The sequence below is a fragment of the Priestia sp. TRN 1309 genome, from assembly GCF_050846875.1.
GTDB classification, from domain to species: Bacteria; Bacillota; Bacilli; order Bacillales; family Bacillaceae_H; genus Priestia; species Priestia zanthoxyli.
Window position 1 is genome coordinate 404896 of sequence record NZ_JBOZGM010000001.1, and the last position, 22180, is coordinate 427075.

The window sequence follows — 22180 nt, forward strand, 5'->3', positions numbered from 1 at the left end:
GAGTCTGTGGGTAAAATTGTGCAGCTTTCAGACGAACTTTCAAATAAAATTGCTGCCGGAGAGGTTGTTGAACGACCTGCTTCGGTGGTGAAAGAACTAGTCGAAAATGCTATTGATGCAAACAGTACAGTTATTGAAATTGAACTAGAAGAAGCTGGGCTTTCAAAAATTCGTATATTGGATAATGGAGACGGCATTGCTTCTGAAGACTGCTTGACCGCTTTTAAAAGACATGCGACAAGTAAAATCAAAACAGAACAAGATTTATTTCGAATTCGAACGTTAGGATTTCGCGGTGAAGCTTTGCCAAGTATTGCTTCGGTTTCAATGCTTGAACTCAAAACGAGTACGGGAGAAGAAGCCGGCACTCACCTTAAACTTAGAGGCGGAGAAATCGTTCATCACGAATTAACGTCAAGCCGAAAAGGTACCGAACTTGTTATTGAAAACCTATTTTTTAACACACCTGCACGTTTAAAATATATGAAGACGGTAAACACGGAGCTTGGTAACGTAACGGATGTCGTCAATCGCCTTGCGATGTCTCATCCTGAAGTTTCAATTCGGCTGATGCATCAAGGAAGACAGCTTCTGTATACGAACGGAAGCGGAGATGTGCGCCAAGTGCTTGCAGCTATTTATGGAATGGCAGTCGCCAAAAAAATGATTCCGATTAACGTTCAGTCTCTTGATTATGAAGTGAATGGTTACGTTGCCCTTCCTGAAATTACACGAGCTTCTCGCAACTATATGTCCACCATTATTAACGGTCGTTTTGTTAAAAACTACGGGTTGTTAAAAGCGGTACAGCAGGGCTATCATACCCTTTTACCTATCGGCCGTTTTCCAATCGTGTTTTTAACCATTACAATGGACCCTTTGTTAGTGGACGTGAATGTTCATCCAGCGAAACTAGAAGTGCGTTTAAGTAAAGAAGCGGAGCTGTTTGAGCTTATTGAACAAGGAGTAAAAGCTGCTTTTAAAAAGCAGCAGTTAATTCCGGATGCTGTAGTACCAACCAAGTCAAAATCAGCTGTGCAGCCAACTGAGCAGCAGACCTTTACATTTGATCATCAGTCTAAACCGTCTGGCTATCAGCCGTCTGATACGGTTCGCGAGCCTAGCTTTAAGGAGACTCCCGCTCGTGTAGACGAGATCATGCCGCCTGTTAAAACAGAGGTCATACGTCAAGATGAAGAACTTGAACCAACGTTTCGAGAAATAGAACACTATGAAGAATCGGTGGAAGAAAACGCACCTATTCCAGAACCAAACCGTTCAGCCAAAGAGCAGCCGGAACCGCGTGTTCCTGCGATGTACCCAATTGGCCAAATGCACGGAACGTATATTTTGGCGCAAAATGAAAAAGGATTATTTATTATTGATCAGCACGCGGCGCAGGAGAGAATCAAGTACGAATATTTTAAGCGAAAGCTTGGAGAAGTAGATTCAGAAGTTCAAGAACTGCTTATGCCGCTTACGCTAGAGTTCTCGGGAAATGAAGCCTTGATTTTAGAAGAATACAAAGACATGCTTGCTGAAGTAGGAGTCTTTTTAGAACCGTTTGGACAAAACTCCTATATCGTTCGTTCACATCCGCAGTGGTTTCCAAAAGGAGAGGAACAGGAAACCATTGAAGAGATGATTCAGCAAATCTTTACGATGAAACGAGTCAATATCGAAAAGTTACGAGAAGAAGCGGCTATTATGATGAGCTGTAAAGGATCGATTAAAGCGAATCATCATTTGCGAAACGATGAGATTTTTGCTTTACTTGAAACGTTAAGAAAAACAACGGATCCATTTACGTGTCCGCACGGACGGCCAATTATTATTCATCATTCGACGTATGAAATGGAAAAAATGTTTAAGCGAGTGATGTAAGCAATGCGGCTAGCTGCAGCTAGCCGTTTTGTTGAATAAATCATGACCATTTGGATAAAATGGAATGATGTGAATGCCTATAGATGAAAGTAGTGTTGTTATGACGGGAGAGAAACCAAAACTTATTGTCATTATTGGACCAACTGCGGTTGGTAAAACAAAATTAAGCATTGAACTTGCCAAACAGTTAGACGGAGAAATTATTTCAGGTGATTCGATGCAAATTTATAAAGGGATGGATATCGGAACAGCAAAGGTGTCAGAAGAAGAGATGCAGGGTGTTCCCCATTACCTGATCGATATTAAGGAGCCGGATGAATCGTTTTCTGTGGCAGAATTTCAAGAGATTGTAAGAAAACAAATCGATGATATTCGTGCTAGAGGAAAAATGCCGCTGATTGTTGGAGGGACGGGTCTTTATATTCAATCCGTTATTTATGATTATCAGTTCACAGAAACGCCTAGTGATGAAAAAGTTCGTGAACGAATGGAAGTATTTATTAAAGCTCATGGCATTGATCCCCTGTATGAGAAGCTCAAAGAAATTGACCCAGACAGTGCGGCTGCTATTCATAAAAATAACCATCGCCGTGTAATTCGAGCCCTTGAAGTTTATGAAGTAACCGGCAAAAAATTCAGTGACTATACAAAAGAACAGTCGCAAGAGTTATTATACGATGTAACCATTATTGGACTTACAATGGATCGAGACGTATTATATGAGAGAATTAATCACCGAGTCGATATGATGATGCAGGCTGGACTGCTTGAGGAAGTCAAATCATTGTACGAAAGTGGTCTGCATGATGTACAATCAATTCAAGCTATCGGCTACAAAGAGCTTTATGCTTATTTTGAGGGACGCTGTACGCTCGAAGAAGCCGTTGAACAGTTGAAACAAAATTCACGCAGATATGCAAAGCGTCAGTTAACATGGTTTCGAAATAAAATGCCTGTAAAATGGATAGAGATGGAAGTTGACAAATTTCCCGAAAAGTTTGCTGAAATTTTTACATATATTGCAGGAAAGCTGAAGAAAGAAGCGAATTAAGTAAACAGATAGAGAAACGAGGAGGCCGAATAATGAAACAATCAGTTAATATTCAAGATCAATTTTTAAATCAATTACGTAAAGAAAATATCTATGTGACGGTATTTCTTTTAAATGGTTTTCAATTAAGAGGACTAATTAAAGGATTTGATAATTTTACTGTGCTAATTGAATCTGAAGGAAAACAGCAGCTGATTTATAAACATGCGATTTCGACATTTGTACCAAATAAAAATATTACAGTAGAACTTGAATAGAGATTAAAGAGAAGCATCCGCATATTCGGATGCTTTTTTTATGTAAATAAAGGCTTAGAAAAGTTTCTTAACATTGTTTTTACTCATTGAACATAAACCTTATAATAGACGATTATTTCTTCGGTAACAAGAGATCATTGTCTTCGTATCGTTCATCGCATGCAGCTATGCGATACAGAGAAGTGGGATGAAACGAGAGGTGAACATGGTGGAACAGCCGATAACTCTTAAAAATAATGGGCAAATTAATATCATTTTAAATAATGAAACAAAAAAGGAAAAATCGTATACGACATCAATTCCGCGTCCTGCCAAAAAAGCTGTGATAAATCATGAGCCGCTTCGGGAAATTGAACGAGAAATGAGCGGACTGGTTGGAATGGAAGAATTGAAAAAAATGATAAAAGAAATATATGCGTGGCTATATATTAACAAAAAAAGAGAGGAACAGGGCTTAAAAGCGGGAAAGCAGGCGCTGCATATGATGTTTAAAGGAAATCCAGGAACAGGGAAAACGACGGTAGCCCGCCTGCTGGGTAAATTATTTTTGAATATGAACATCTTGTCTAAAGGACATTTAATTGAAGCAGAGCGTGCAGATTTAGTTGGAGAATACATTGGTCATACCGCTCAGAAAACGAGAGATCTTGTAAAAAAAGCGCTTGGAGGTATTTTATTTATCGATGAGGCTTATTCTCTTGCAAGAGGGGGAGAAAAAGATTTTGGAAAAGAAGCGATTGATACATTGGTCAAACATATGGAAGATTCAAATGATAAGTTTGTATTGATTTTAGCTGGTTATCCAAGAGAAATGGAAAATTTCTTAAGTCTTAATCCAGGACTGCGCTCTAGGTTTCCGTTTATTTTTGATTTTCCGGATTATGATGTTAATGAACTGATGGACATTGCGGGTCACATGATGAATAACAGGCAGTATCAGTTTAGTACAGAGGCCTATAAAAAGCTAAAAGATCATTTTATGGACGTGAAGTACAATCAGACGCCTAGGGATTTTAGTAACGGTCGATATGTGCGAAACATTATTGAACGTTCCATACGTACTCAATCCATGAGGCTTTTAGAAGAAGAAAGCTTTGAACGCAACGAGCTTTTAACTTTAACGTCAAGCGATATTCAGCTGTGAAAAAAAGCCTTTCGTCATGAAAGGCTTTTTTCTACATATTTGGTTGTCGAATCGTTTTAATCGGCAGGCGCCATTTGTAAATGTATGAACACATCCGAAGGCCTACAAGCAAGATAAATAACGTATAAAGTTCTACAGGCGTGTTTGTAATATGGAGCCCTACGCTAAATCCTGCGATAATCGCCCATACGGCATAAATTTCATCTTTAAGAACAGTAGGCTTTCGGCGTGCTAATAAATCTCGGATAATCCCCCCGCCGCTTCCTGTTAAGACCGCAGCTACAATAACCGCGCTAAGCGGATGGTTCATATGAGTGGCATAAAGCGCTCCTTGAATCGCGAATGCTGCAAGGCCAATGGCGTCCGAAAAATTTCCCCATCGCTTCCAATGTTTTAAGATATTGTTTGGAAATAAAAAAGTGGCAGTGATAGATAATAAAGCAATTTGAAAAAAGAGTCCTTGTTCCCAAAGGGCAGACACCGGTACACCGATAAGCAGGTTTCGAATGGCTCCTCCGCCAAAAGCCGTTACGATTCCGAGTATGTAAACGCCTAAAATATCATATTCCTCTTCCATGGCAATGAAAGCTCCGCTGATTGCAAAAGCAATCGTTCCAATAATGCTAAGTACGTCCCAAGTCATGATGCTATCCCCTTTATTCTGTTTTCACCAAGTAGCGACTATTATTTTAAAATCAGGCAGCCTGATTCAAATTTCGATAAGTAAACCAATTCAAATTGTATACAGAATTTCGTGATATTTCAATGTTTTTTTAATCATCGTTTTATAGATTTTAAAAAGGGTGTTAAACTAGTAAAAGACAATGTATTCTGTCTCTTTTGCAAAGATGGAGAAATGGACATTTTTTTGATATGATATGAATGATTTGTCAATTTAATAGTAAGGGAAGGAAAAATCTTTGACAGCAGAAATGAATACTGAACTTGAACGCGTAATTTTAGTCGGATGTCAGCTTCATGACGATGACGAACGTTTTGAATATTCAATGGATGAGCTAGCATCTTTAACTGAGACTGCAAAAGGCGAAGTGCTGGTAAGGTTAACGCAAAAGCGCGATCGCATTCATCCAGCTACTTATATTGGAAAAGGGAAAGTAGAAGAACTTGTGGCTCTTGAAGAAGAGTTAGAGCCTGATTTAATTGTATTTAATGATGAATTGTCACCGAGTCAAATCCGCAATTTGTCAGCAGGGTTATCTGCGCGTGTTATTGACCGCACGCAGCTGATTTTGGATATCTTCGCACAGCGTGCTCAAACGCGAGAAGGAAAAATGCAGGTGGAACTTGCTCAATTAAATTATCTGCTGCCTAGGTTAGTAGGACAAGGTACCGCTTTGTCGCGTCTTGGAGGCGGAATTGGAACAAGAGGTCCTGGTGAAACGAAACTTGAAAGTGACCGCAGACATATTCGCCGTAAAATTGATGAAATTAAGCGTCAGTTAAAGACAGTGGTAAGTCACCGCGAACGTTATCGAGAAAGACGTAAGCGTAATCATGTCTATCAAATTGCAATTGTGGGCTATACGAACGCTGGTAAATCGACGATCTTTAACCGCTTAACCGAAGCTGGTATTTTTGAAGAAAATCAGCTGTTTGCAACTCTTGATCCAACGACAAGACAGTATACGCTTCCGTCAGGATTAACGGCGCTGTTAACGGATACGGTTGGATTTATTCAAGATCTTCCAACAACGTTAGTAGCCGCCTTCCGTTCAACACTTGAAGAAGTAACCGAAGCTGACCTTGTTCTGCACGTGGTAGATTCATCTAATCCAGATTACAACAACCACGAAAAAACAGTGCATCGCTTACTAGAAGAGCTGAACGTAACGGACATTCCGATGCTAACAGTTTACAATAAAGAAGATATGCAGCATGAACTATTTGTCCCATCCGCTTCAACATCGTTATCAATGAGCGCTTTTAAAGCTACGGATTTAGTGAAGCTTGGGGAAAGAATTCAAGAAGAAATGAAAAAAGAAATGGCGTTTTTTCATGTGCTGCTGCCGGCTTATGAAGGAAAAATGCTCGCTGAACTAAAAACGGTCTCTATTCTTGAGTCGTTAAAGTTCAATGAAGAAACTGAGAAGTATCAGTGCAAAGGGTATATTGCAAAAGAGCATCCCCTTTACAAAAAGCTACAAACGCTTGAAGAAAGTTGAGGAACAAAGAAATGATGTTTGATCAGTTAAAAAACGGGGCACGCATTCGGGAACTTGCTGCAAAAGTAGAAAAGCAGATTAAGCCCGTACATGAGAAAATTGACGAGCGTATTGAAGCAAATCAATTTCGAGTGCTGCAAAGCTTTCAGCAAAACCGAGTGAGTGATTCACATTTTAATCCGACAACGGGGTATGGCTACGACGATCTAGGCCGCGATACGTTGGAGAAAGTATATGCGGACGTTTTTGGAACAGAAGCATGTCTAGTGCGTCCGCAAATTATTTCAGGCACGCATGCAATCGGCATTTCGCTGTTTGGTGTACTGCGTCCTGGAGATGAACTATTATATATAACTGGAAAGCCTTATGACACGCTTGAAGAAATCGTTGGCATACGAGGAAGCGGTGTAGGTTCTTTAAAAGAATATAACATTAGCTATAAATCAGTAGATTTAACTGAGGAAGGTCAAGTGGATTTTGAAGAAGTGAAAGCGTCTATTCATGAGCATACAAAGATGATAGGCATTCAGCGTTCAAAAGGGTACGGCATTCGTCCTTCTTTTACAGTCGCTCAAATAAAAGAAATGATTTCGTTTGTAAAGAGCATTAAGCCTGACGTTGTTGTATTTGTTGACAACTGCTACGGTGAATTTGTAGAAACAATCGAGCCAACGCATGTAGGAGCGGATTTGATGGCGGGGTCGCTTATTAAGAACCCTGGTGGAGGTCTCGCTAAAATCGGTGGCTATATTGCAGGACGAAAAGACCTAGTGGAAGCTTGTTCATACCGAATGACAACTCCTGGAATCGGTGCAGAAGCTGGAGCGACGCTGTATAGCTTGCAAGAAATGTATCAAGGGTTCTTCTTGGCGCCGCACGTAGTAGGTCAAGCCTTAAAAGGAGCGGTTTTCTCATCCGCTATGTTTGAAGAGCTTGGTATGCAAAGTGAACCGAAGTGGGACAGTGAACGAACAGATTTAATTCAATCCGTTCAGTTTGATGACCGCGATAAAATGGTGGCTTTTTGTCAGGCAATTCAATTCGCTTCGCCAATTAATTCACACGTAACGGCGTATCCTGCTTATATGCCAGGGTATGAAGATGATGTGATTATGGCAGCAGGAACGTTTATACAAGGAGCCAGCCTCGAGCTTACGGCAGATGGTCCTATCAGGCCGCCTTATGTCGCTTACGTGCAGGGCGGATTAACGTATGCTCATGTAAAAGTAGCAATATGCATGGCGGTAGATCAATTACTGACAAAAGAACTTTTATAAGATAGAAAGATTATTTCTCCCCGTTAACAAGGAAAAAAATAAGCTATAAAAATAAACGAAGTGCTATTTATTTGTATAGAAAAAATGTTCAGAAAAATTTATGTTAGAATTACTAACATTCGGTTGACAGGTGAACTAACATAGCATACAATGTAAATAGTTAATCCAAAGGAGGAACTGAAATGAGTGACAACATTCGAAGAAATACGCCACTTTTCCCGATTGGAATTGTGATGCAGTTAACTGAGTTGTCTGCTCGCCAAATTCGCTACTATGAAGAACATGAATTAGTTGCACCGGTAAGAACAGAAGGAAATCGACGACTATTCTCATTTAACGATGTTGATAAGCTGCTTGAAATCCGCGATCTAATCGAACAAGGTGTAAACTTAGCAGGTGTAAAACAGCTGTTTCATCTTCAAAAGGAGCAAAAAGGGCATAAGCAAGAAGAAAAAGTTGTGGCAGAAACAGCAAAGCCAGAATTAACGGACGATGAGTTGCGAAAAATGCTTCGTGCAGAACTTATGCAAGCAGGCCGTTTTAATCGAGCAACTTTAAATCAAGGAGATATGTCCAGGTTCTTTCATTAATAAAGTTATCAATATTTATGCCGTTCGTATATGAGGGGTATAGATTATAAATATTATATAGAGATTTAGGGGAGGATCACACGATGGCAAAGTACACAAAAGAAGATATTTTCCGCAAAGTTCAAGAAGAGAATGTAAAATATATTCGTCTTCAGTTCACTGACATTTTAGGAACAATTAAAAACGTTGAAATTCCAGTAAGTCAATTAGAAAAAGCGTTAGACAACAAAATGATGTTTGACGGTTCTTCTATTGAAGGGTTTGTACGTATTGAAGAATCAGATATGTACCTATTCCCGGATATTGATACATTTGTTATTTTCCCTTGGACATCTGAAAAAGGTAAAGTAGCACGTTTTATTTGTGACATCTACAATGCAGATAGAACTCCGTTTGATGGCGATCCACGTAATAACTTAAAACGTGTGTTAAAAGAGATGGAAGAGTTAGGATTTACTGATTTTAACCTTGGACCTGAGCCAGAGTTCTTCTTATTCAAATTAGACGAAAAAGGCGAACCTACATTAGAATTAAATGATAAAGGTGGCTACTTCGACTTAGCGCCAACTGACCTTGGTGAAAACTGCCGTCGTGACATCGTATTAGAGCTTGAAGAAATGGGCTTTGAAATTGAAGCATCTCACCATGAGGTAGCTCCTGGACAACACGAGATCGACTTCAAATATGCTGCTGCATTAAAAGCTTGTGATGATATCCAAACGTTCAAACTTGTTGTAAAAACAATTGCACGTAAACATGGCTTACATGCTACATTTATGCCAAAACCATTATTTGGTGTGAACGGTTCAGGTATGCACTGTAACGTTTCATTATTCAAAGATGGCCAAAACGCATTTTATGATGAGAACGGTAATCTAGAGCTAAGTGATACTGCTCGTCAATTTATCGCAGGTATCATCAAGCACGCACACAGCTTTACAGCAGTAACAAATCCTACTGTAAACTCTTATAAGCGTCTAGTACCTGGATATGAGGCTCCTTGTTATGTTGCATGGTCTGCTCGCAACCGTAGCCCATTAATCCGTATCCCAGCTTCTCGCGGCGTAGGAACTCGTGTTGAAGTACGTAGCGTAGACCCGGCTGCTAACCCATATTTAGCAATGGCTGTTCTATTAAAAGCTGGTTTAGATGGAATCAAGAACAATCTTGAAGCTCCAAAACCTATCGATCGTAATATCTATGTAATGACAAAAGAAGAGCGTGTTGAAGAAGGTATCGTAGATTTACCTGCAACATTAGCTCAAGCTTTAGATAGCTTCCAATCAAATGAAGTTATGGTTTCTGCATTAGGTGAACACTTAGCAGAGCACTTCGTTGAAGCGAAAGAAATCGAGTGGGATATGTTCCGTACACAAGTTCATCCTTGGGAACGTGACCAATACATGAGCCAATATTAATTTTTAAAAGTCGGAGAGATCGTTTGTACGTTCTCTCCGACTTTTTTGTTTTTCACAATGAATAAATAACATTCTGCATACGTAAATTGAATAATATAGCTTGTTTATAAAAAAGCTGCCTGTCGTATAATTTACAGGGAGCTTTTTTATTGTTTTGTTACATACAAGAAAGAATTTGTTTACATGAATCAAAAAGGATGAGCTTTTTGTCTCATTGAATCTATAAGTAAAAGTAGTGTATAACAGATAGTGAGATTGTTTATGTGTTCACTCTGCACTGTATTTCAGTATAACTTCAGAGAGTTTTCAGCCAATCATAGTATCGTTAGAAAATACTGTTGGAGAGGAATGTAATAAAAATGAAAGAAGGAAATTTCTTTAAAGGTTTAGTGATAGGGATATTGATAAGCATTCCAATTTGGATTATTCTCATTGTTGTAGGCGTTCTGCTTTTTAAATAGGTCCTAACGTTATAAATAATAGACCCTCCTGATCTATACTTTAATCAACCAGAATAGAATTTGGACCAAAAGTATGTTAGGGGGAGGGAACCGCACGATGAATTGTGCGGATTTTCTTATTGGTAGGATGAACGTAGATTTCATCTATTTAGTTGCTTCTAGCAGTTGATTGGAGGGACTCCTGCGGGAAAAGCGGAATAGGTGAGACTCCGCAGTAGCGCACGCGACGAGGAGGCTCACCAGCCCCCCGCGGAAAGCGAAGCCTTGCACGGAATTCAACAGCGATGTAACAAGCCATCCATACTAGCGCATTTATCCCATTTGTTCGTTTTTAGGTTGAAGTGATTTCGTTATGTCTCAATCTCCTTTTTTAGTAATTTTTCACTAAGTAGGCTAGTATACGTAGCACTTTTTTCCCTCATGCATATGTTAACAATAAGGAGGGACAAGTAATATGAAAAAAATCTATCTTGATGCAGGACATGGTGGGGCAGATGCAGGAGCAGTTGGAGCGAACGGACTGTATGAAAAAAACTTAGTTTTAAAAATTCAACAATATTTAATAAGCTATTTAAATAGCACCTACAGTGACTTTACGATTAAAACCACCCGTACCACAGATACTTTTTTATCGTTATCTCAGCGCGCTTCTCAAGCTAACTCGTGGGGAGCAGATGCATTTATGTCTATTCACGTAAATGCCGGTGGAGGAACAGGATATGAAGATTATGTTTATAGAAGCGCTAGCAATGCCAGTAAAACGTTTCAATCAATTGTCCACGGCCAAGTACAGCCAACGCTGCTGTCGTATAATCATCCGAATCGCGGTCGAAAATCAGCTAATTATGCGGTGCTTCGCTTAACAAATATGCCTGCAGTACTAACTGAAATAGCTTTTATTGATAGGAGCGCCGATGCAGCACTTCTTCAAAATGAAGCTTTTTTAAAAAGCATGGGTGAATCGTATGCAAAAGGAATTGCCGTATATTTAAATTTACCTCGTCGTGCAGTTCCAAATCCATCGCCATCTCCAACACCGACACCGACACCAAATCCATCACCTTCTGAACCAGGTGAAAAAACGTATACAATTAAGCAAGGAGATACGCTGTACAGTATTGCACAGAAGTACGGCATAACAGTACAGGAGCTTCAAGAAGCGAATACAGGGCTTTCTGATCCTTTAACACTACAGGTTGGAAAAACAATTGTTATTCCTTCAGGAACTTCACCAACACCTACTCCAACACCACCTTCTGAACAATATCCACTTCCCAATGGAATTTTAAAACAAGGCGATTCTGGAGAAGCAGTGAAACAGATTCAAAGAGCATTAAACGCGGTTAATTTTAAAGTAGGGTCAGTAGACGGAATATATGGAGTACAAACGAAAGATGCAGTCAGACGTTTTCAGCTTGTGTATCTTCCTTATGATGTAGATGGCATTTATGGTCCTCAAACGAAAAACAAGCTAGCAGCCGTTTTAAAAGCAAAAAGTTAAAGAAAGCAGGTCTTCTGTAAGCAGGCAGAAGGCCTTTTGTTTTCCCCTTAAAAGCGCCTTAAGTACTATTTTATCGTTTACGTAAAATAATGCTTTACAAACCATTTGTACGGGAGTATATTATCTAAGAACAAAGGATAGTTATGAAAGAAACTTGTTATCAATCATACCCTTTAACCGAAAATTATATTGACCTGTTATCGCTTAATTCGTCAGAAGTGGGGGACCCAAATTTGTGCATGGTCACTTGGGGTGAATCCTTTTTTAAAAGGTAGGGCTACTCTCATAGCCCGAATCCGACAGCTAACCCCATAAGCGTTTTGGAGAGGAGGTTTAAGCTGTGTAAAAACGCTGAGAACCCTTAGTGTTTTTTTTGTGCGCTTTTTTAACATAAAAAGGTATTTTTTAGGGATAATATCACTTATTCATGAACTTGTAACGGAGCTTAGCAACGAACAGTGAATAGTAGCTAAGCAATCATCGGAGGGAAATTACGTGAACTATTCAGTTCTCAAGAGATTATTGATTGGAAAGCCGCTCAAAACAAAAGAGTTAGGCGATCAAAAGCTTAGTAAGCTTAAAGCGCTGGCTATTTTATCATCAGATGCCTTATCTTCAGTGGCTTATGGAACAGAACAGATTTTGATTGTCCTTGCAACAGTGGGCGTGCTTGCCTATTGGTATTCGATTCCAATTGCGATTGGGGTATTGGTGCTGCTGACGGCTTTAATTCTTTCATATCGTCAAATTATTTATGCGTATCCGCAAGGCGGAGGAGCTTATATTGTTTCGAAAACCAATTTAGGAGAAAATCCTGGACTTATCGCTGGGGGATCACTGTTAGTAGATTATATTTTAACAGTTGCCGTGAGTGTTTCAGCAGGAACCGATGCTTTAACTTCGGCTTTTCCAACGCTGCATCACTATAACGTAGTAATTGCGTGTTTGCTGGTGATTTTTATTACGGTTTTAAATTTACGAGGTGTAACAGAATCCGCTTCTGTCTTAGCTTATCCGGTTTATTTATTTGTGATTGCTCTTATTTTGTTAATAGCGGTGGGCTTCTTCAAAATAGTGACAGGTCAAGTTTCACCTGAGCTTCATACATCTCTCGGTACCGTGGTGCCAGGTATTAGTTTGTTTTTATTATTAAAAGCTTTTTCATCAGGCTGTTCGGCATTGACTGGTGTAGAAGCTATTTCGAATGCAGTGCCTAACTTTAAAGATCCAGGTGCAAAAAATGCTGTTCATACATTAATGCTGATGGGCGGTATTTTAGCCGTTTTATTTTCTGGCATCACGTTTTTAGCTTATTGGCTTGGCATTTCTCCAAAAGCAGATGAAACGGTTGTATCACAAATTGCATCGAGTGTATTTGGACGAAATGGGTTTTATTATTTTATTCAAGGCACCACAGCTCTGATTTTAGTGCTAGCAGCGAATACGGGTTTTTCAGCTTTCCCTTTGCTTGCCGTAAACTTATCGTCTGATAAATACATGCCAAGAATGTTTCAAATTCGCGGCGATCGACTAGGCTATTCAAATGGAATTGTGACCCTTGGAATTGCTTCTATTGTCTTACTTGTCGCCTTTAAAGGAGCGACGGAACAATTAATTCCTCTTTATGCAGTTGGAGTGTTCATTCCATTTACGCTTTCTCAAACAGGCATGATTGTCAAATGGCTTAGAGAAAAGCCGGCCGGCTGGCAAGGAAAGCTAACCATTAACTTAATTGGTGCCCTCATTACCTTAACGGTGCTAATCATTTTGTTTACAACGAAGTTTTCACAAGTATGGTCCGTGCTCGTTTTCTTACCGGTTATCGTTTATATTTTTCATCGCATTCATACGCATTATGAAGCAGTAGGAGAGCAGCTTCGTATTAAGCAAGGAGAAAAGATTGGAAAGCTTGAAGGAAGTGTGGTCATTGTTCCTGTAGCAGGAATGACAAAGGTAGTAGAAAATTCATTGAACTATGCAAGAACGATTGGTGATACCGTTATTGCGGTGCACGTTGCTTTTGACCGAGAAAGCGAAAAGAGAATGGAAGAGAAGTGGGAAAAGTGGCAGCCTGATATTCGTATTGTTACGTTTCACTCTCAATACCGCAGTCTTGTGCGTCCGCTGTTTCGATTCATCGATATGGCTGAAGAAAAAGCCCGGGAAAATAATATGGCTATTACGGTTGTTATTCCGCAGTTCATCACGAAAAAAAGCTGGCAAAACATCCTTCATAATCAGTCCAGTCTGCTGTTAAAAGCACATTTGCTTTACCGTAAAAACGTAATCGTTACAACGGTACCTTATCGTTTTAAAAAATAATGAAACATGACTAAAAACCTCCAACTTATATGTTGGAGGTTTTTAATTTTTAAATTCACATACACTAACCATAATTGAATCTCATCAAAGGCACAAACGGAGGGATTGCATGAGTGAATTAATTAAGTTATTGCGAAAAGGAAATAAATCGGCCATGATGGCCGCTATAGTTAATACCATTATATCCATTATTAAAGGGATTGCTTTTGCTTTAACGGGAAATGTAGCGATGTTTGCTGAGACGATGCACAGCTTAGGAGACGCAGCAAATCAGTTCTTTGTTTTTATAGGTTCAGCATTAAGCAAAAAAGCTCCGACCAAACGATTTCCAAACGGATTTGGACGATTGGTTAATCTCGTTTTATTAGGAGCGGTTCTTGTAGTAGGAATTATGGCATTTGAAACGATTAAAGAAGGGTATCATCATATTCTTCATCCGACGAAGTCTTCAGGCTTTATCTTAAATATTGCAGTACTTGGCATCTCGGTATTACTTGAGATGTTTGTCCTCTTTAAGGCAATGAAAGAAATTTTGCACGATGTCGGAATGAATACTGCAGAGGTCAATGTTTTTACGCAAAGCTTTGTTCATCTAAAGAAAGCAAAGCCAGCAACTAAGCTTGTTTTTATGGAAGATCTGGTAGCCACTGGAGGAGGCGTATTGGCTTTAATCGCCGTTTTTATTTCGCGGTTTACGCCTTTTCATCAAGCTGAAGGAATTGCTTCTATGCTAATTGGTCTTATGATGTTTTTTGTAGTAGGACGAGTATTTTTAGATAACGCTGCTGGAGCGCTTGGTGAAGCAGATAAAGAAATGGAAATGAAAATTGGCGCCATTGTTATGCAAGATGTACAAGTGCGTGATATTCAAACGTTAATGGTGATGAAAGAAGGAGAAGAGCTTCACGTTGAATTAAAAGTAGAAATTGATCCTTCTTTAACAGTAGCAGAAGCGGATGATATTAAAGATCGTCTCGAAAATCGTATTTTACAGGAAAAAGGAATAACGGATGTCATTATTGAATTTGATGAAGATGATGGAATTCCTGACTGGGTGACAAGCGATTTACAGCTTCAAAAAGAATAAAAAACAAGGAAGAAAACAGTTGTTTTCTTCCTTGTTTTTTTAGCTATATACTTTTTCACGCACGTTTTGAGAATCTGTTGAAGCCGCAGAAAAGTTAATAGTTTCACGTACAACGTAAATAGGTCTATTTTTACTTTCATCGTAAATTCTTGCGATGTATTGTCCCACTAGACCTAAACCAAGTAGCTGAATACCGCTAAAGAAAGTGATAGCTACCATAATCGAAGTCCAGCCAGGCTGAATATTTTCACCTATCAGCCAAACAACAATCGAATAACTTAAAACGAGAAGTGATACAAAAACTGATAACAAGCCAATAACCATTACTAAACGTAAAGGTTTCGTTGAAAACCCAATAATTCCATCTGAAGCAAACTTGATCATCTTTTTTAAAGGATATTTTGTTTCACCAGCAAAACGCTCATCGCGCTCATATTCTACATATGTTTGCCTGAAGCCGATCCAAGACATCATTCCTCTTACGAAACGATTGCGTTCAGTCATTTTTTTGAATACGTCCGCAACTTTTCGGTCGATAATACGAAAATCTCCCGTGTCTTTTGGGATTTCAATATCGGACATATAATTTAAAAAGCGATAAAAATACTTAGCCGTTGTCAATTTAAAAAAGGTCTCTCCGCTTCGCTTCTTGCGCTTTGCGTATACAATTTCATAGCCTTGCTGCCATTTAGCAATTAATTCAGGAATCATTTCAGGCGGATCCTGTAAGTCAGCATCAATAATTACGATAGCATCACCTTGAGCATAGTCAATACCTGCTGTGACGGCAGTTTGGTGCCCGAAATTACGGGCAAAATCAATAATTTTTACGTTAGAATCCATAGCTGCTACGTCCTTTAAGATTTCAATTGTTCGGTCTGTACTGCCGTCATTGACGAAAATGAATTCATAGTTAATGTGATTTTCATGCATGACGGAAAGCAAGCGATTATAGCATTCATTAGCTACTTCTTCTTCAAAATACATAGGTACCACGATTGAAATTAGTTCTTTCATGCTTTACCTCCTATCGAGTGATTGTTTGTGTGCTTAAACGTCCATATTTTATTAAGAAAAAAATTAAAAAACATTCCTATACAAGTAGACAACAGTTGTCCAATTATCGGATTAGCAGGTGTATAGTGTACAAGAAGGAATAAGCAAGATGTATTAATTGCTAAAGTAATAAGGTTTACGATGAAAAATTGAGCTAACATCCATTTATGTACAGTTGCTTGAAACACCCACGATTTGTTCCAATAGTAGCTGTTTATGACGCCAATGAAATAGGATAGTACGTTAGCCAATATATAATTCATATCAAAATGAATGAGTGCTAAGTAACTGATAATAGTGAGCAGGGTATTCATTATACCTACGAATCCGAATTTCAGGAATTTTATCACGGTTGCATAATCCCTTCCATTTAATTTATCTCTTCAGATTTTGCCTGTGGCTTATTTTTAGTAAATCGTACTAGTAAATAAGATAGAATCACTGAAATACCAAACCCTTCGAGCAGCATAAAGCTTGGAAAAATAAAGAATCGATAGCGAGTTTGAATTTCAATAAGCAAGTGAATAAGAACGTATCCTATGATTAGTAATAAAAACAGTGTATACGGATATTTATCCTGCTTTTTCAGGAATAAACATATAAGTCCAATAATGGAAAGAATAGTAGTTGAAACGTAAATGATTCTTTCATAAATTTGAGCAGCACTAATTAATTTCTCTTTATTAAAAGGTACATCTTCTTGAGGAGTTAATGAAATACTCCAAAATGTAGATGCATCCGTTCCTCCCCACATATTCAGGAATTTAATGTGAAAGAGATCTAAAAGCTGCTCTTTATCTGCTACACGCTCTTTAATTACTTCTTTTTCTGCTTCAGCTCGTTTTTCTCCAATTGGCATACCCATAAAACGACTAGCATCCTCTGAAGAATAAGAACCGCTTGTTTCATAATTAAAGCCAATAACGAATTTCCATAAAGGATCTCTGTTACTTAAAGGATATTTAGAAATACCGCTCGCTACAAAAGAGTAGTTGATCAGCGCATTTGCAATAAAAAAAGTAGCCAGTACGCCTACGAGGTTTTTTCCTATTTTCTTTCGACGAGTTTTTAACTCAGCAGCATCCTTCGCTTTAATGTAAGGTTGAAGAATTTGCAAGATGAAATAAATGAAAACAGCAACGATAATAATGGGTCCCAGAGGGCGCATTAAATTTCCTAACGACAATAGAAGACCAATATAAAGCCAGCTAAACTTGTTATGAGCAAATCTTTTTATAATAAGGTAAAAAGCTGCATAAAATAAAAAAGTAGCTAAATGCTGATTGGTTAACACTGAGCTGTAGAGAATGTTCGGAATGTAGAACGCATATAGGAAAGCTGCCATTCTCCCAGCAAGTTCGTTAAATACTTTAGCGCCAATTAGATAAATAAAAATAACGGTTCCAGTAGAATAAAAAATATTTAACAATTTTAATGTGAAAATGCTATCTCCAAAACAGCGAATAACAATAGATTCATAGAATGAAAAGCCTAGCTGATATACCCATGTAGTGAAATAAACGCTTTGGTTAAATTCATAATTTCCTTTTGCGATATTACGTGCGGCATCTAACATGACAAGAAAGTCAGATTTTACAGGTGTTTGAACAGAAAGCATCCATGCTAATCGAACACCTAAGGTCAAAACAATCAGTGAAATAAAAAAAACAGTTTTGTTCATGTATCTACTTGCAATAGCTATTAGAAAAATGACAAGGAAAGTGATACATATTCCTTCAATAATAAATGAATTACTTAAAGCCAAGCCTGTTAAGTCCAATGAATTTGTCATCGCACTATAACTGCCCCATAGAGACCATGTAAGAATCATGACACATAAAAGAATCAGGCTTTTGGATAAAAATGAGTTAAGCATATTACCTCCTGCAAATTATTTCAAAGATAAGGTACAAAATTCCTACCCTATGATACCATATTTTATTATTTTGTATATATTTTTCTTATAGAGTATAATGTTAGATTGTTCTGAAATTACAACAGCGGCACAACGTGTAATAAAAGGTTCAGTGGAGTAGGCAGTGATTTAGTAATAGATAAAAGAGGTTGGGAAAAAAGGATTTTAGTCGAAGGGAAAAACGAACCATCGATCACCATGTTTGATTAGTGGTTCGTTTTTTATGGTGCACGTAGGTTTCATTTGTTTAGTTCTTTCCAGCAGTTGATTGGAGGGCAAGACGAAGACTCCTGCGGGAAAAGCGGAAGGGGTGAGACCCCGCAGGAGCGCAAGCGACGAGGAGGCTCACCGGCCGCCCGCGGAAAGCGAAGTCTTGCACGGAAATCAACAGAGGTGTCACAAGCAATCCCTGCTAGCTTATTTATTTCATTTGTTTCCCTTTAGACTCGCTTGATTTAGTTATGTCTCAATCTCTTCTTTTTTATAATGTATTTTCTGATGCGAACAGCTTTTATGTTTTAAATCGATCTTTTAATAAATTCCATAGGGAACTCACTCCGAGACTAATGCTAATCAGAATTCCTGATAAAGCTACTATTAAAGCGATATATTCAAAGATAGAAAACTGCTTCATACTATCCCAATTGATGTTTCCCTTTAGCTTGCTAATAACTAAATTCATTCCGTAAATACCGGAAAGAACGGTATAAATCGTTAAAATTAATAATAAGTAATTGTGACGCTTGGCCGCGATTTTCTCTTGATTTTGATACAAAGTACCAAGGGTTTCTTTGACTTCTTGATAAAGAGAATTGATGTGGAAGATTTTTTTAAAGAGCTCAGAAAACTCTTGACCTTCCGTGCGAGAGCTAATTTCTAAAAATAAATATTTACCTGAAAATACAGTAATAGAGCGAATTAGTCGCTCGATGCCCTCTGAATTTTTATGAAACGTGAGCTGAGAATACTCATAGGATAGTTTTAGCAACACGATTTTATAGAAAAAATGCAAAAATAAATTATAGTAATGCTGGCCAAATAGATGATTCATCAAAAGCTGATCCGTTTTAGAGTCTGTCGATTTAGAAATACACGAAAACACATGGTCTGTTATAACGTAATAGGTTTCAGGAGCCCATCTGGAATACACGTGTTTGGTATTATACGTTTTAATATACTCATGGTTGTGTGCAGAGATAAACGGTTTCCCGTCAGGCGTATAGCTATTTAGCTGCCCAGTACGAAATAAAGTTGTGGAGTTAATCTCTTGCTCTTGATTTACCGTTACATAACTTAATACAAACATCCGTTCATCGATAAAATAAGGAAGACTCCCGACGTGCTGTTCACGCGTCGCTTCTTTTTTGATGTGTTCGTTCAAAAATGGCGCGAGCTGTGAAAAAATATAATCCTGTACTTTGCTATAGCGATGATGTTCATAGGTAATGGTGGATCCATGCTCTTCAGCAAGCTTCGGTTCTAATACACGAAAATGATTCATGAATTCTAAAATGTCATCATAGGTGTAATGATTATGACTCATCTCAGTGCGAATGGTCATGACGCCAATTTCAAAAGGACATAAAAAAACATCCACAGACAGCACGTTGCTAGACACGGTGGTGGAGGAAGTTTGTAGCGTAACGGTATGGTCTATTTTTTTTGAAAATCGAAGCAAGCCTTCTTTTTCGCAGGAATCAGGAAATAGAATACATTCAATGTAAGGAAGAAAATATTGATCCAAGCTATCATGAGATACGTAATACTGTTCTCCGTAGTATTCTTTTTCTACATGTTTGTTTTGAATGGAAAAAAACTCAAACATATTTGCTTCTAGTGCATGAACAAGCTGCTCTTTATTTTTTCGATCAAAGGAAAAAGGAAAAAGAAACATGTTCATTGCTTTGGTAGGCATAATAGTTTGAAATGGTTCTGTTTTCCTTGGTGTATTGGTCATAAACTACATCCTTCTTATAGTCGGTTGTATTTTTTTGAGAGTCGAAAAAATGCAGACAGAAAGTAAAAGGTAAAACAGGCTTTATAAAAACCGCTCTACCTGCCTGTAATGATTCGACGTATCATTTATAATATGCCAATTTTTTTAGAAAACAAACGTAAAAAAACCAACTAACATCATGATTAGTTGGTTTTACATACAGTGTGATTAGTGAATCGTGCGATATACACCAGTGACTTTTCCTAAAATCGTTACGTGGCGAAGAATAATAGGCGCCATCGTTGAATTTTCAGGCTGTAAACGAACGAAATTTTCTTCTTTAAAGAAACGTTTTACCGTTGCTTCGTTGTCCTCGGTCATAGCGACCACAATATCTCCGTTATTAGCAGTTTGCTGCTGACGTACGATTACCATATCGCCATCTAGAATACCTGCTTCAATCATACTTTCTCCCATAATTTCAAGCATAAATACATGATCATCTGGAGAAACGAATTTATCTGGAAGAGGGAAATATTCTTCCACATTTTCAACGGCTGTTATAGGAAGACCCGCTGTTACTTTACCGATAACAGGAACATTAATGACATTGCTTTTAGGGATGTTTACTTCGTCTAGTTGAAGAACTTCGATTGCTCTTGGTTTTGTTGGATCTCTGCGAATTAACCCTTTGCTTTCTAAACGAGCTAAATGCCCGTGTACAGTGGAGCTAGAGGCTAATCCCACCGCTTCCCCAATCTCACGAACAGAAGGTGGATAACCTTTTAATTTTACTTCGTGCTTAATAAAATCTAGTATGTCTTGTTGACGTTTTGATAGCTTCATATTTTTCACCTCGATTTTAGCTATTCTTTAGGTGAATTATACCACGTGATGTGTCAATATACAAACATAAGTTCGAAGAATTCCATTGACAGAAACAAATGTTCTCAATAAAATAAGAACATATATTCTGATAGGGGGATCATAATATGCACCAATTCTTACATTCTATGAAACATTACGCTATTTTTTTTGCAGTTATCGCTGCACTTACATATGTATTGACGCTGGTTTTAGGAGCGGATAAAGTAGATTTAGACAAATATTCAACGGTTACTATTACAAAAGGAGATACGCTTTGGGACTTGTCCAACAAGTATCATAATCACCATCATTTGACCACCAATGAATTTGTCAAATGGGTTGAAGACGTCAATGATCTAAACTCAGACACTGCCCAGTCTTTATCTCCTGGAGATAAATTATATATTCCTGTTTTAAAAAAAGAGTTACATAATCAAGTGGCAATTGAACAGTAGTGTGTAACGGCCGTTCCTGAATATTGTTATAAGCCGAAAAGGTCGTGATAAAAGTGGACGCCATTATTTATTGCCGTGTAAGTACGGATAAAAAAACCCAAGAAACATCTTTACAGCGCCAGCAAGAAGAATTAAAAAAGCTTGCTCATCTTCACCATCTAAACGTAAAAAAAGTCGTAATGGAAAAAGCAAGCGGATATGACGTAGACAGAGAGGGTATATTGGATGTTCTTCATACAATGAAAGAAGAAAAAATATCTGTGCTGCTCATTCAAGACGAAACGCGATTAGGCAGAGGAAATGCCCGAATTGCGCTTCTTCATGCTTTTCATAAAGAAAATGCTACGATCTATACGATTAGTCATCAAGGTCAGCTTCAGCTTTCAGAATCTGATTCGATGGTGTTAGATATTATTAGCTTAGTGGAAGAGCATCAGCGGAAATTACATAACGCTAAAATTAAAAGAGGAATGAAAAGAGCCGTAAAAAACGGTTATCGTCCGCAGCAAAATTTAAAAAATCAAGGAGTTAACTCAGGAAGAGAAAAAAAAGAAGCGCCGATTGAAGAAATTGTCCGCCTTCGTCATAACGGCTTAACCTTTGCTGAAATTTCAGTTACGCTAAAAGGTTTTGGTTATAATATTTCAAAAGCAACGGTACATCGTCGCTATCAAGAGTATCAAGAGAGTGCTCAATCTCTTGATAAAACGAAAGAGATTTAGTAAGATGACTACATGTTGCCGGAACGGTTCGGTAATTTTAATTATTGATTATAA

Annotated in this window: 21 protein-coding genes and 1 riboswitch; of the genes, 14 read left to right on the plus strand and 7 right to left on the minus strand. The window is 38.2% G+C overall.

The annotated features are described in order from the left end of the window. The first annotated feature begins 6 nt into the window (after nt 1-6). From mutL to spoVK, 4 genes are all read left to right on the plus strand, one after another. Nucleotides 7-1884 (plus strand): DNA mismatch repair endonuclease MutL, encoded by a 1878-nt coding sequence (mutL, locus tag ACRPLQ_RS02065; protein ID WP_033579807.1) that lies wholly within the window; start codon nt 7-9, stop codon nt 1882-1884. A gap of 100 nt (nt 1885-1984) precedes the next feature. Further along, nucleotides 1985-2935 (plus strand): tRNA (adenosine(37)-N6)-dimethylallyltransferase MiaA, encoded by a 951-nt coding sequence (gene miaA, locus ACRPLQ_RS02070; protein ID WP_033579840.1) that lies wholly within the window; start codon nt 1985-1987, stop codon nt 2933-2935. A 32-nt stretch (nt 2936-2967) separates the two neighbouring features. After that, nucleotides 2968-3192, plus strand: a complete 225-nt coding sequence (gene hfq / locus ACRPLQ_RS02075) for an RNA chaperone Hfq (RefSeq protein WP_013058791.1) — start codon at nt 2968-2970, stop codon at nt 3190-3192. A 205-nt stretch (nt 3193-3397) separates the two neighbouring features. Further along, on the plus strand, nt 3398-4336 hold the full coding sequence (gene spoVK, locus ACRPLQ_RS02080; protein ID WP_432235841.1) for a stage V sporulation protein K: 939 nt from the start codon (nt 3398-3400) through the stop codon (nt 4334-4336). A gap of 31 nt (nt 4337-4367) precedes the next feature. Here spoVK and ACRPLQ_RS02085 read toward each other — a convergent pair whose 3' ends face one another. Continuing rightward, complete coding sequence (locus ACRPLQ_RS02085; protein ID WP_013058789.1) at nt 4368-4979, minus strand: trimeric intracellular cation channel family protein; 612 nt, start codon at nt 4977-4979, stop codon at nt 4368-4370. A gap of 277 nt (nt 4980-5256) precedes the next feature. Here ACRPLQ_RS02085 and hflX point away from each other — a divergent pair, with 277 nt between their 5' ends. The 4 genes from hflX to glnA all read left to right on the plus strand — a co-directional run bounded on the left by hflX (nt 5257) and on the right by glnA (nt 9804). Beyond that, entirely contained in the window at nt 5257-6519 is a 1263-nt protein-coding gene (gene hflX / locus ACRPLQ_RS02090; protein WP_016765352.1) for a GTPase HflX, read from the plus strand. Between the two features lie 14 nt (nt 6520-6533). Next, nucleotides 6534-7796, plus strand: a complete 1263-nt coding sequence (locus ACRPLQ_RS02095) for an aminotransferase class I/II-fold pyridoxal phosphate-dependent enzyme (RefSeq protein ID WP_033579808.1) — start codon at nt 6534-6536, stop codon at nt 7794-7796. A 182-nt stretch (nt 7797-7978) separates the two neighbouring features. Next, complete coding sequence (locus ACRPLQ_RS02100; RefSeq protein ID WP_014458504.1) at nt 7979-8386, plus strand: MerR family transcriptional regulator; 408 nt, start codon at nt 7979-7981, stop codon at nt 8384-8386. 83 nt (nt 8387-8469) lie between these two features. Further along, a complete protein-coding gene (glnA, locus tag ACRPLQ_RS02105) occupies nt 8470-9804 on the plus strand; it encodes a type I glutamate--ammonia ligase (RefSeq protein WP_013084732.1) in 1335 nt (444 codons plus the stop codon). Nucleotides 9805-10413: 609 nt separating this feature from the next. Here glnA and ACRPLQ_RS02110 read toward each other — a convergent pair. After that, nucleotides 10414-10563, minus strand: coding sequence for a hypothetical protein (locus tag ACRPLQ_RS02110; RefSeq protein WP_155404183.1), 150 nt, complete (start codon nt 10561-10563; stop codon nt 10414-10416). A 156-nt stretch (nt 10564-10719) separates the two neighbouring features. Here ACRPLQ_RS02110 and ACRPLQ_RS02115 point away from each other — a divergent pair, with 156 nt between their 5' ends. The 3 genes from ACRPLQ_RS02115 to ACRPLQ_RS02125 all read left to right on the plus strand — a co-directional run bounded on the left by ACRPLQ_RS02115 (nt 10720) and on the right by ACRPLQ_RS02125 (nt 15175). Next, the gene (locus ACRPLQ_RS02115; protein WP_047749922.1) at nt 10720-11766 is read left to right on the plus strand and encodes an N-acetylmuramoyl-L-alanine amidase; all 1047 of its coding nucleotides are present in this window, start codon (nt 10720-10722) and stop codon (nt 11764-11766) included. Nucleotides 11767-11957: 191 nt separating this feature from the next. After that, nucleotides 11958-12099, plus strand: a riboswitch (cyclic di-AMP (ydaO/yuaA leader). Between the two features lie 162 nt (nt 12100-12261). Beyond that, nucleotides 12262-14088, plus strand: coding sequence for an APC family permease (locus tag ACRPLQ_RS02120; protein WP_028411372.1), 1827 nt, complete (start codon nt 12262-12264; stop codon nt 14086-14088). A 109-nt stretch (nt 14089-14197) separates the two neighbouring features. Continuing rightward, complete coding sequence (locus ACRPLQ_RS02125; protein ID WP_028411371.1) at nt 14198-15175, plus strand: cation diffusion facilitator family transporter; 978 nt, start codon at nt 14198-14200, stop codon at nt 15173-15175. A gap of 39 nt (nt 15176-15214) precedes the next feature. Here ACRPLQ_RS02125 and ACRPLQ_RS02130 read toward each other — a convergent pair whose 3' ends face one another. The 3 genes from ACRPLQ_RS02130 to ACRPLQ_RS02140 are packed head-to-tail and all read right to left on the minus strand — an operon-like array spanning nt 15215 to nt 18107. After that, nucleotides 15215-16192, minus strand: coding sequence for a glycosyltransferase family 2 protein (locus tag ACRPLQ_RS02130; protein ID WP_028411370.1), 978 nt, complete (start codon nt 16190-16192; stop codon nt 15215-15217). Continuing rightward, a complete protein-coding gene (locus ACRPLQ_RS02135; protein WP_028411369.1) occupies nt 16189-16581 on the minus strand; it encodes a GtrA family protein in 393 nt (130 codons plus the stop codon). Before ACRPLQ_RS02135 ends, ACRPLQ_RS02130 begins: the two co-directional genes overlap by 4 nt. Nucleotides 16582-16601: 20 nt before the next feature. Further along, nucleotides 16602-18107, minus strand: a complete 1506-nt coding sequence (locus ACRPLQ_RS02140; protein ID WP_416420453.1) for an ArnT family glycosyltransferase — start codon at nt 18105-18107, stop codon at nt 16602-16604. A 282-nt stretch (nt 18108-18389) separates the two neighbouring features. On the opposite strand from ACRPLQ_RS02140, the gene ACRPLQ_RS02145 reads away from it, so the two are divergent. Beyond that, nucleotides 18390-18590 (plus strand): hypothetical protein, encoded by a 201-nt coding sequence (locus ACRPLQ_RS02145; RefSeq protein ID WP_168761232.1) that lies wholly within the window; start codon nt 18390-18392, stop codon nt 18588-18590. Between the two features lie 67 nt (nt 18591-18657). Here the strand turns inward: ACRPLQ_RS02145 and ACRPLQ_RS02150 are convergent, their stop codons facing one another. Together ACRPLQ_RS02150 and lexA are read right to left on the minus strand one after the other, a co-directional pair. Beyond that, nucleotides 18658-20103 carry a hypothetical protein gene (locus tag ACRPLQ_RS02150; RefSeq protein ID WP_034270839.1) on the minus strand — a complete coding sequence of 482 codons (1446 nt, stop codon included), beginning with the start codon at nt 20101-20103 and terminating at the stop codon, nt 18658-18660. 207 nt (nt 20104-20310) lie between these two features. After that, the gene (gene lexA, locus ACRPLQ_RS02155; RefSeq protein WP_013058778.1) at nt 20311-20928 is read right to left on the minus strand and encodes a transcriptional repressor LexA; all 618 of its coding nucleotides are present in this window, start codon (nt 20926-20928) and stop codon (nt 20311-20313) included. Between the two features lie 146 nt (nt 20929-21074). Here lexA and yneA point away from each other — a divergent pair, with 146 nt between their 5' ends. Together yneA and ACRPLQ_RS02165 are read left to right on the plus strand one after the other, a co-directional pair. Further along, nucleotides 21075-21404 carry a cell division suppressor protein YneA gene (yneA, locus tag ACRPLQ_RS02160; protein ID WP_028411366.1) on the plus strand — a complete coding sequence of 110 codons (330 nt, stop codon included), beginning with the start codon at nt 21075-21077 and terminating at the stop codon, nt 21402-21404. A gap of 53 nt (nt 21405-21457) precedes the next feature. Next, a complete protein-coding gene (locus ACRPLQ_RS02165) occupies nt 21458-22126 on the plus strand; it encodes a YneB family resolvase-like protein (RefSeq protein WP_432235650.1) in 669 nt (222 codons plus the stop codon). The last annotated feature ends 54 nt before the right edge of the window (nt 22127-22180 follow it).

What these genes read in the sequence shown, in the direction of transcription:
- miaA (WP_033579840.1), top strand. Translation starts at nt 1,985, where the DNA reads ATGACGGGAGAGAAACCAAAACTTATTGTCATTATTGGACCAACTGCG.
- hfq (WP_013058791.1), top strand. Translation starts at nt 2,968, where the DNA reads ATGAAACAATCAGTTAATATTCAAGATCAATTTTTAAATCAATTACGT.
- spoVK (WP_432235841.1), top strand. Translation starts at nt 3,398, where the DNA reads ATGGTGGAACAGCCGATAACTCTTAAAAATAATGGGCAAATTAATATC.
- ACRPLQ_RS02085 (WP_013058789.1), bottom strand. Translation starts at nt 4,979, where the DNA reads ATGACTTGGGACGTACTTAGCATTATTGGAACGATTGCTTTTGCAATC.
- ACRPLQ_RS02095 (WP_033579808.1), top strand. Translation starts at nt 6,534, where the DNA reads ATGTTTGATCAGTTAAAAAACGGGGCACGCATTCGGGAACTTGCTGCA.
- ACRPLQ_RS02100 (WP_014458504.1), top strand. Translation starts at nt 7,979, where the DNA reads ATGAGTGACAACATTCGAAGAAATACGCCACTTTTCCCGATTGGAATT.
- glnA (WP_013084732.1), top strand. Translation starts at nt 8,470, where the DNA reads ATGGCAAAGTACACAAAAGAAGATATTTTCCGCAAAGTTCAAGAAGAG.
- ACRPLQ_RS02110 (WP_155404183.1), bottom strand. Translation starts at nt 10,563, where the DNA reads ATGGCTTGTTACATCGCTGTTGAATTCCGTGCAAGGCTTCGCTTTCCG.
- ACRPLQ_RS02115 (WP_047749922.1), top strand. Translation starts at nt 10,720, where the DNA reads ATGAAAAAAATCTATCTTGATGCAGGACATGGTGGGGCAGATGCAGGA.
- ACRPLQ_RS02125 (WP_028411371.1), top strand. Translation starts at nt 14,198, where the DNA reads ATGAGTGAATTAATTAAGTTATTGCGAAAAGGAAATAAATCGGCCATG.
- ACRPLQ_RS02130 (WP_028411370.1), bottom strand. Translation starts at nt 16,192, where the DNA reads ATGAAAGAACTAATTTCAATCGTGGTACCTATGTATTTTGAAGAAGAA.
- ACRPLQ_RS02140 (WP_416420453.1), bottom strand. Translation starts at nt 18,107, where the DNA reads ATGCTTAACTCATTTTTATCCAAAAGCCTGATTCTTTTATGTGTCATG.
- ACRPLQ_RS02150 (WP_034270839.1), bottom strand. Translation starts at nt 20,103, where the DNA reads ATGACCAATACACCAAGGAAAACAGAACCATTTCAAACTATTATGCCT.
- lexA (WP_013058778.1), bottom strand. Translation starts at nt 20,928, where the DNA reads ATGAAGCTATCAAAACGTCAACAAGACATACTAGATTTTATTAAGCAC.
- yneA (WP_028411366.1), top strand. Translation starts at nt 21,075, where the DNA reads ATGCACCAATTCTTACATTCTATGAAACATTACGCTATTTTTTTTGCA.